Consider the following 9,806-nt stretch of genomic DNA (forward strand, 5'->3'; position numbering starts at 1 on the left):
TGAAGCAAATGGAGGCTATACATATGACAAATAATCAGAAATTTGATTTTACAACTATTATGGACCGAAAAGGCAGAGATGCGCTTGCTGTTGACCGGCTTCCATATAAAAATGTTACGGTGCAGGATGGATTTTCCGTTATTCCAATGTGGGTTGCTGATATGAATTTTGCAACGGTTCCTTCCATACAGAAGGCAATGACGGACCGTATTTCGCATCCTGCATTTGGCTATTTTGAGCCAAGGGATGAGTATTACGATTCCATCATCCGGTGGCATACGGTAAGAAACAGCGTAACAGGTCTTGATCGCGATTGCATAGGGTATGAGAATGGGGTTCTCGGCGGTGTGCTCAGTGCATTGAATGTATTCTGTTCAAAAGGTGACAAGGTGCTTGTTCATGCACCGACGTATATCGGATTTACATTCAGCCTCAAAAATAACGGATACGACATTGTGCAGAGCCCGTTAGTACTGGATGAGCAGGGTGTTTGGCGGATGGATTACGATGATATGGAACAAAAGATCAGGGATAACCATATCCATGCAGCAATTTTCTGCTCTCCGCATAATCCGTGCGGAAGAGTCTGGGAGCGGGAAGAGATTGAGCGCGCGATGGCAATCTATGAGAAGTATCACGTGGAAGTTGTAGCAGATGAGATCTGGTCGGATATTATTCTTAGAGACAATCAGTTTGTGCCGGCACAGAGTGTTTCGGAATATGCGAGAATGCATACAGCTGCGATGTATGCACCTTCAAAAACGTTTAATCTTGCAGGTCTTGTAGGCAGTTATCATATTATATATAATCCTGTGATCCGTGATCGCATTGAAAAGGAATCCTCACTTTCCCATTACAATGAGATGAATGTACTTTCCATGTATGCGCTGATCGGGGCTTATCAGGATATGGGATATGAGTGGACGGATGAATTGTGCAGTGTTCTGACAAAGAATGCAGAGTATGCGTGTGAATATATCCGGTCACATTTTCATGGAGTGCAGGTGGCTATGCCGCAGGGAACGTACATGCTGCTTCTGGATTGTACCGAGTGGTGCCAAGAACATGGAAAAACGATTACGGAACTCCAGCATGCAGGCGTTCGGGTTGGTGTGATCTGGCAGGATGGACGGCCATTTCATAGTCCATGTGGAATCCGCATGAATCTGGCACTTCCGTTCTCTTTAGTTGAGGAAGCGATGGAACGCCTCACAAAATACGTATTTATATAGAATGTTATAAATTGCATAAAAATATTTATTAAAAATAGAATATATGATATAATATAACCAATATATTGGTCGAATTCATAACAATTAACATGAATTACATATTATATTCAGGAGGGTTTTTACAATGGCGAGATTTACATTACCAAGGGATTTGTATCACGGAAAAGGTGCTCTTGAGGCACTGAAGACATTTCAGGGAAAGAAAGCAATCATCTGTGTCGGTGGCGGCTCTATGAAACGCTTTGGATTCCTGGACAAAGCAGAACAGTATCTGAAAGAAGCAGGTATGGAGGTTCAGTTGTTTGAAGGAATTGAACCGGATCCTTCTGTTGAGACGGTTATGAAAGGTGCAGCAGTGATGCAGGAATTTGAGCCGGACTGGATCATTGCAATGGGCGGCGGTTCTCCGATCGACGCAGCAAAGGCAATGTGGATCAAGTATGAGTATCCGGATATTACATTTGAGGATATGTGTAAGGTATTTGGCATTCCATCCCTTCGAAAGAAAGCACATTTTTGTGCGATTTCTTCCACATCCGGAACTGCTACAGAAGTAACCGCTTTTTCGATCATTACGGATTATGAGAAAGGCATCAAATACCCGATCGCAGATTTTGAGATCACACCGGATGTTGCGATCGTTGATCCGGATCTTGCAGAGACAATGCCACAGAAATTAGTGGCTCACACTGGCATGGATGCCATGACACATGCGATTGAGGCATATGTTTCTACCGCAAATTGTGATTTTACAGATCCACTCGCACTGCATGCCATTAAGATGATCCAGAGAGACCTGGTAGGTTCTTATAATGGAGATATGGCAAAGAGAGATTCTATGCATAATGCACAGTGTCTGGCTGGTATGGCATTCTCCAATGCACTGCTTGGAATCGTACATTCTATGGCACACAAGACCGGTGCTGCATTTGCAGATTATGGTGCACATATTATCCACGGAGCAGCCAATGCGATGTATCTTCCAAAAGTTATTGCATTTAACGCCAAAGATGAGACGGCTAAGAAGCGTTATGGTGAAATTGCAGACTTCATGGGACTTGGCGGAGACAGTCTGGACGAGAAGGTTCAGCTTCTGATTGAGTATCTGCGTAAGATGAATGATGAGCTGAAAATTCCACATTGCATTAAGAATTATGGAGCGGACAGCTATCCAACGGAACAGGGATTTGTACCGGAGGAAGTATTCTTAGAGAGGCTGCCTGAGATTGCAGCCAATGCGATTCTGGATGCATGTACTGGTTCTAATCCGAGACAGCCAAGTCAGGAAGAGATGGAGAAATTACTGAAGTGTTGCTACTATGATACGGAAGTAGATTTCTAATTACAAATTATAAAGATACGTTGTATGATTACAAGCGAAAGGTGGGGAGAATCTTGCGGGAATCTGTCCATCTTTCGTATTTTATCTGGGAGGAATAAATATGAGAAGAAAATGCTTAGGAGGAATCCTTGCTGCAATGCTGGCATGTACAACATTAGCTGGCTGCAGTCAGACGACACAGAATGCATCAGGTGGAGAAACACTGAGCACAGAGAATGAAGCAACAGAGACAGAAACGGCGCAGGATGATGGTAAGGTTTCTCTGACCGTATGGGCAGAACAGGCTAATTTTCCGCTTTTGCAGGAGATGATTGATAGTTTTGAACAGAAATATGCCGGACAGGCAGATTTTGATATACAGCTGGTGGAAAGTGCAGATGCTGATACAAAGGATAATCTGTTAGCAGATGTTCATAATGGGGCAGATGTATTTCCGCTTCCGGATGATCAGTTATCCAGTATGGTTGCCGCAGGGGCACTCGCACCGGTTCCAAATGCAGATGAAGTAAAGAAGGCTAATTCAGAGGATTCCGTTGCAGCGGCATCTATCAACGATGTGTTATATGCATATCCAATGACGGCAGATAATGGATATTTCTTATATTATGATAAACGATGTCTTTCCGATACCGATGTTCAGACAATGGATGGACTGCTTGCAGCTGCACAGGCACAGGGCAAAAAGGTGACGATGGACTGGAGTTCCGGCTGGTATCTGTATGCATTTTTCGGAAATACAGGTATGGATTTTGGTGTAAATGATGATGGTGTTACGAATCATTGCAATTGGAATACAACAGATGGAAACATAAAAGGTGTGGATGTAGAAGCAGCTTTGCTTTCGATTGCATCTAATCCCGCATTTTTGAACTGCGTAGATACAGATTTTGTGGCAGGTGTGCAGAACGGAACTGTGGCTGCAGGAGTCAGCGGGGTGTGGAATGCTGCAGATATCAAACAGGTATGGGGGGATGATTATGGCGCGGTCAAGCTTCCGACTTATACCTGCGCAGGACAGCAGGTGCAGATGTCATCCTTTACCGGATATAAAATGATGGGTGTAAATGCTTATTCGGAACATAAGGAGTGGGCATTAAAATTGGCAGACTGGTTTACAAATGAACAGAATCAGATGCTTCGTCTGCAGGAGAGGGATCAGGGACCTTCTAACATTAATGCAGCAGCTTCGGATCAGGTTAAGAATGTACCTGCAATACAGGCTGTAATGGATCAGGCACAATATGGTAAATTACAGCGTGTAGGAAACAGTTACTGGGATGCTATGTCTGCATTTGGCGAACAGATGGCAACCGGTAATACAAACGGTGCAGATCCGCAGGAAGTTATGGATACACTGGTGGACGGAATTACACAGTCTACCGTAAAGTAAGAGCAGGGGGAATAGATCATGAAAAAACAAGGACGAATTAGTACAAAATTTATTATACTGCTACCGGTTTTTATTCTGGGATTTGTATCGGTATTATCCAATATTGTAGCTGTGTTTAATGTGCGCAGAGTCAACCAGAATGCAACACAAATCGCGAATGGTTATATGGAGTGTATTTCAGAACTAGGAGATATACAGAAGGAGACACTTGATATACACAGACTTGGTCTGTCGCACATTGTGGCTACGGACCTGAATGGTATGATCAGTCTTGTAGATTCTATTCGCAGTGAGGAAGATGTTTTAGACGGATATCTGTCAGAGTTTAAGGTATATGTGAATGAAGATAATAAAGCAGATTATGATAACCTGCTTTCGAATTATGATGGACTCAAATATGAGCTTGCCAATCTGATGGCATACAGCGCAAACGGTGATAATGAAGAAGCATATGCACTCGCAAATGGTAAGATTACAGAGTATTCCTCTGCAATGCAGAGCAGCATTGAAGCAATCCGCGAAAACGTGAATGAGGAATCCGATCTTGCCAAACAACAGTTGCAGACAGTATATAGGACTTCTCTTACAACGAGTGTTGGAGCAATTCTGATCAGTGTAGCTGCTCTTGTTGTAACATTATTCTGTGTATTCAGACTTGTGATTCTTCCACTGGTACGTACACAGAAAGAGATTACAAATATTATTCAAAATATTGATAATCGTGAGGGTGATCTGACCAAACGGGTATCCATGTCAGCAAACAAGGAGATTGCTGCTGTAGGAAACGGCATTAATATTTTTATGAATAAGCTTCAGGATATTTTCAAGATTATTATAAGTAATTCAAACAAAATGGATACTGTTGTAGGAGAAGTGCGTGACAGTATGCAGACATCCAATGGCAGTGTATCAGATCTTTCGGCACTTACACAGGAACTTTCAGCAACTATGGAAGAGATGTCGGATAATGCATCTGTAATCAATACAAGTACAGAATCTGTAAAAGCAGATGTCGACCAGATTGCATCTCGAACTCTGGAGATCAATGAATTCAGCCGTGAGATGAAAGAGCATGCAGATTCCATGGAAGCATCCGCAAGAGAAAATATGGAATCTACGGGAACAAAAGTAAATGAAATTCTTGAGATTCTGGATAAAGCAATTGAGGATAGTAAGAGCGTTAATCAGGTTAACAGTTTATCCAATGACATTCTCAACATTGCGAGTCAGACAAACCTGTTGGCTTTAAACGCATCAATTGAAGCTGCAAGAGCTGGTGAAGCAGGTAAAGGATTTGCAGTTGTAGCAACTGAGATCAGTCAGCTTGCATCTGCAAGCCAGGAAGCTGCAAATGATATTCAGCAGATTAACCGGGTTGTAACAGAGGCAGTAGAAAATCTGGCAGAGCATGCAAATGATCTTATTCAATATATGAAAGAGGAAATCCTTCCAGAATTTGATAATTTTGTGACAGCAGGAAATGAGTATAGAGAAAAGGCAACTTATATTGAAAACAGCATGGATGAATTTTCTCAGAAGACGGATGATTTGAAGAATAGTATGACAGAGATTGCAGATTCTATTCAGACGATAACCTTTGCAATTAATGAAAGTGTTAAGGGAATTGGAAGTGCTGCAGACAGCACACAGATTCTTGTCGGCGATATGGAAAATATAACCGGTCATATGAATGAGAATCAGCAGATTGCATCCGATCTGAAGAAAGAAACGGAGGTATTTAAAAAACTATAAGGACACAACCTCCTGCTTTTTGCTTATTATGCACAAGCAATCTTGCTAAAAATATATGATTATTGTTAAATTAAGACAATAGAAAGAAAAGATGGTATAATAATAGGAAAAAAGGGAGGAACTATTATGAGAAAGAAATTGGCGCTGATTTGCGTAATGTGCCTTGGAATGATGTTAATGGGATGTGGAACAACAACGACTCCGGAGATCATTATGCCGGACAAACCAATGACATCATCGGTTACGCAGGACAGTACAGAAGGAAGTACACCGACAAAGAGTGCGGATAAAACAGAGACGACAGACAAGGACACAACTTCAGGAAACAGTTATAAAGTATATCTGATCACGATGGATCTGACCGACAGCTATTGGCAGTCTATTGATAAGGGATGCCAGAAAGCAGCAAAAGAGATCGGAAATATTACATATAAATGGATTGGACCGGATTCACATGATGATGCTCTTCAGAGTGCCTGTGTGGATCAGGCAGTTGCAGATGGAGCCAATGCGATTTTAATCGCAGCTAACAGCGCAGATGGTGTGAATGACAGCTTAAAGGCGGCAGAACAGGCCGGCTGCAAGATCGTATATGTAGACAGTGCTGCAAGCTATGATTGTGTAACTGCGCTGGCAACAGATAATGAAAAGGCAGGACAGACTGCGGGACAGACAATGCTTCAGGATCTGAAAGATCAGGGAATTGAAAGCGGAACGATTGGTATTATGGGAGTTACAAAAGATACCGCTTCCTGTGTTGCAAGAGAAAAAGGTTTCCGTGAGGCATTTGAGGGAACCAACTATACTCTTGCGGATACGGTATACATGGAAGATGATGCATCTAAGGCCGCATCAGCTGTTTCAGATGGTTTAAGCAACGGATATATTGGATTTTTCGGAACCAATGAAGGAACTACTTCTGCAATTGGACAGGCATTGAAGGATGCTGGACAGCAGAGCAATGTAGTTGGTTTTGATACCTCGGATACAGTTCTTTCGCTTGTTGCCGATGGTGTAATTTATGCAACCATGCAGCAGAACCCTGAAATCATGGGACATGATGGACTTGAGATTGCGGTTAAGGCATTAAATGGTGAATATACCGACACCAACACAAAAACAGATACAGGAGTTACTGTTATTACAAAGGATGCAATGTAAGGAGGCAGCAGGATGAAGGTAAAGTTCAGATTTAAGCAAAAAATGCTGACCTTATGCTGTGTACCATTGGTGTTACTTACCGTGATTTCTTTGGTAGTCGGATTGATACAGTTTAAGGATGGCATGTACAAAGAAACCAAAAACAGTCTGTACTCCAGTGCGATTGCTGCACTCAATCTGTATGACAGTCAGGGATATGGCGATTATGCATTAAAGGATGATGGCGATGTCTGGAGAGGCATGAATTTTGATGTTTCATCGGAAACATTTATCGTGGATGGACTGAAAGAAAAAACAGGCGTGGATATTACATTTTTCTATAAAGATACAGCAGTCATGACTTCGATCACGAATGAAGACAGTCAGAGATGGATTGGAATGCAGGCTGGTGATAATATTCAGAAATACACACTGGGACAGGGCGCTGAGCTGTGGTATAAGAATATTGAGATCGATGGAAAAATGTGCCATGCATATATTATTCCAATCACACAGTCCAGTGATGACAGCGTAATTGGTGCAATTATGGCATCACAGTCGGTTGATAATTTAAATGGACTTGTAAATCGATACGTACTCATAAGTGTTATAATCTCACTGGTCATTCTGCTTGTAGTAATCATCTTCATTTTCTGGTACATCGGAGCTTTGACCAAAGTGCTTCATGATGTAAGAAGGGTATTGCTGAGAGTATCCATGGGAGATATGTCAGATGACCGTCTGATCGAAACAAAGCGAACCGACGAATTTGGCGAACTGGCACAGGGAACCGAAAAGCTTCGTGTAAAAATATCAGAACTGTTGTCGGAGACACAGCAGGGCGCTGCAAAATTAAAAGAGGCAGTAGACCGTCTGAATATTACGTCGGAGCAGGTGATTTCTGCGGCTAAGGAAACAAGCTCCAATGTAGAACAGATCAATACAACGGCTAATGTTCAGAAAGATAATACGAAGAATGCATCAGAAGATGTAGAATTCACGAACAATGCGATCAACCTTATGCTGGAACAGATTGGTGATATCAATCAGTTGTCCAATGAGATGGATGCATCTGCAAGGGAGAGCCAGGTGATTCTGGAGGGACTGCTTGAGAGCAGTAGAAATTCTCAGGAAACAGCCCAGAATATCAGCAAACAGGTTGAAGTTACAAACGCTTCTGTTCAGCAGATCCAAAGCGTTACCGATTACATTACCGATATTGCAGAGGAAACCAATCTGCTTGCATTAAACGCAAGTATCGAGGCTGCAAGAGCAGGAGAGGTTGGAAAAGGATTTGCAGTTGTTGCGCAGCAGATCCAGAAACTGGCAGAGCAGTCGAACAATTCCGCAGTACAGATTGGAAAGAATATCCAGGAACTTGTAGATAAAACAGAAGGAATTGTAAGTTCAGTTGCTGTCATTGGTGATACCTTAAAAGAGCAGGAAGAGAGCGTTGACAGAACCAAGAAGATTTTTGATCAGTTAACGGAGAGCATCGTCAATGTAAATCAGAAACAGAATGACATGCAGAAAAATGTCGGTGAAATGAGCCAGGCAAAAGAGAGCATGTCCAAACTGATCGGTGAACTTACAGATTCGGCAGAAGACAGTGCTTCCGCATCAGAAAATGCAGAGCAGATGACGGAACAGATGGTTGAGGAGATGAAAGGACTTGCAAGCCTGACATCAGATCTTACCGATCTGGCGAATAAGCTGAACGATAATCTTGAGAAATTTCTTTCTTAATGAGTAAATAAAATATTGGAATTATCTGGTATTCCTTGCGATCATGGTTATGTTTATGATATGATGAGTAGTGATAACTAACATATGTTAGAATAATATAACTACAAACATAATCGGAGGCATGGGAATGGGTAATTCAGCGTATACACCAACACAGGTGATGCAGCGTATCATACAGGCAGGAGAAAAAAGAGTACTCCTGCCTGTTTGGCGTTGTGTCCTGCTTGGAATGCTGGCAGGAGGGTTTATTGCATTTGGTGCGGCGACGAGCAGTGTTGCGGCACATCATATATCAGATGTTGGAACGGCGAGAGTGACTGCGGGAACAATTTTCCCGGTCGGACTTATGATGATCATTCTGATCGGCGGCGAATTATTTACCGGTGATTGTCTGATGGTGACCGGTATATGGAATAAAAAATACAGGGTTACAGAAATGATCCGGGTGCTTGCCATTGTGTGGATCAGTAACCTGGTGGGGGCGGTTATTGTGACAGCGCTGGTATCAAACAGTGGGATTTACGCATACAGCGATGGCGGACTTGGTGCGTACCTGATCAAAACGGCATACGGAAAATGCGGAATAGAACCGATCCGCGCATTCTGCTCCGGAATCCTGTGCAACATTCTTGTCTGCGCAGCAGTTTTAATGTCGAATGCAGCCAGAAACGTGATTGGAAAGATTGCAGCAATCTTTTTCCCGATTATGGCTTTTGTGGTCGGTGGATGGGAACACTGTGTTGCAAATATGTTTTATATCCCGGCAGGAATCATGGCGGCAGCCAATTCGGAGTACGTTGCAAAAGCCAGTGAATGGTATGGTTTGTCTGCACGGCAGATCGCGAATCAGGTGAATTTCGGAGGCTTTTTTTCGAATATCATTCCGGTAACGCTTGGAAATATTGTCGGTGCAATGCTTTTTGTGGCGCTTCCGCTTTACCTTATTCACAAAGACGATATCACATCGGAAAAATAGGGAATTTTCCTTTGAAATAAAAATATAAAAAACAGTTGAAATCTGTTTCTAATGCAGGTATCTTATATATCATGTGCATCAGCACTTTGTAATAAGTAATAGGTAGTGTCAAATAAGATATGAAAAAACTGAGTTAAAAAATTAGGCTCAGATGAACCTTGAAAATTGTAGATATTAGAGGTTGTGGCAGACGTCCGCCACCCTTGACAGCACGAAAAAGAACTGCTG

General features: G+C 42.4%; 7 protein-coding genes. All 7 read left to right on the forward strand.

Features of this window, described 5'->3' with window-relative positions; translation table 11 throughout:
- Window positions 1-23: 23 nt before the first annotated feature.
- The 7 genes from FYJ75_RS11840 to FYJ75_RS11870 all read left to right on the forward strand — a co-directional run bounded on the left by FYJ75_RS11840 (window position 24) and on the right by FYJ75_RS11870 (window position 9,578).
- Window positions 24-1,232 (forward strand): MalY/PatB family protein, encoded by a 1,209-nt coding sequence (locus FYJ75_RS11840; RefSeq protein WP_195839007.1) that lies wholly within the window; start codon window positions 24-26, stop codon window positions 1,230-1,232.
- A gap of 124 nt (window positions 1,233-1,356) precedes the next feature.
- A complete protein-coding gene (locus tag FYJ75_RS11845) occupies window positions 1,357-2,574 on the forward strand; it encodes an iron-containing alcohol dehydrogenase (protein WP_154430651.1) in 1,218 nt (405 codons plus the stop codon).
- Window positions 2,575-2,674: 100 nt separating this feature from the next.
- Window positions 2,675-3,964 (forward strand): extracellular solute-binding protein, encoded by a 1,290-nt coding sequence (locus FYJ75_RS11850; RefSeq protein ID WP_154430652.1) that lies wholly within the window; start codon window positions 2,675-2,677, stop codon window positions 3,962-3,964.
- An 18-nt stretch (window positions 3,965-3,982) separates the two neighbouring features.
- Entirely contained in the window at window positions 3,983-5,716 is a 1,734-nt protein-coding gene (locus FYJ75_RS11855) for a methyl-accepting chemotaxis protein (RefSeq protein WP_154430653.1), read from the forward strand.
- 126 nt (window positions 5,717-5,842) lie between these two features.
- The gene (locus FYJ75_RS11860; RefSeq protein ID WP_154430654.1) at window positions 5,843-6,877 is read left to right on the forward strand and encodes a substrate-binding domain-containing protein; all 1,035 of its coding nucleotides are present in this window, start codon (window positions 5,843-5,845) and stop codon (window positions 6,875-6,877) included.
- Between the two features lie 12 nt (window positions 6,878-6,889).
- A complete protein-coding gene (locus tag FYJ75_RS11865) occupies window positions 6,890-8,602 on the forward strand; it encodes a methyl-accepting chemotaxis protein (protein WP_154430655.1) in 1,713 nt (570 codons plus the stop codon).
- Between the two features lie 127 nt (window positions 8,603-8,729).
- Window positions 8,730-9,578: a formate/nitrite transporter family protein gene (locus tag FYJ75_RS11870; protein ID WP_154430656.1), complete on the forward strand. Its 849-nt coding sequence runs from the start codon at window positions 8,730-8,732 to the stop codon at window positions 9,576-9,578.
- The last annotated feature ends 228 nt before the right edge of the window (window positions 9,579-9,806 follow it).

Origin of the sequence: Roseburia porci (genome assembly GCF_009695765.1) — a bacterium.
Taxonomy (GTDB): domain Bacteria; phylum Bacillota; class Clostridia; order Lachnospirales; family Lachnospiraceae; genus Roseburia; species Roseburia porci.

Excerpts from the sequence above, each read along its gene's own strand:
- FYJ75_RS11840 (WP_195839007.1), top strand. The coding sequence starts at position 24 with ATGACAAATAATCAGAAATTTGATTTTACAACTATTATGGACCGAAAA.
- FYJ75_RS11845 (WP_154430651.1), top strand. The coding sequence starts at position 1,357 with ATGGCGAGATTTACATTACCAAGGGATTTGTATCACGGAAAAGGTGCT.
- FYJ75_RS11850 (WP_154430652.1), top strand. The coding sequence starts at position 2,675 with ATGAGAAGAAAATGCTTAGGAGGAATCCTTGCTGCAATGCTGGCATGT.
- FYJ75_RS11855 (WP_154430653.1), top strand. The coding sequence starts at position 3,983 with ATGAAAAAACAAGGACGAATTAGTACAAAATTTATTATACTGCTACCG.
- FYJ75_RS11860 (WP_154430654.1), top strand. The coding sequence starts at position 5,843 with ATGAGAAAGAAATTGGCGCTGATTTGCGTAATGTGCCTTGGAATGATG.
- FYJ75_RS11865 (WP_154430655.1), top strand. The coding sequence starts at position 6,890 with ATGAAGGTAAAGTTCAGATTTAAGCAAAAAATGCTGACCTTATGCTGT.
- FYJ75_RS11870 (WP_154430656.1), top strand. The coding sequence starts at position 8,730 with ATGGGTAATTCAGCGTATACACCAACACAGGTGATGCAGCGTATCATA.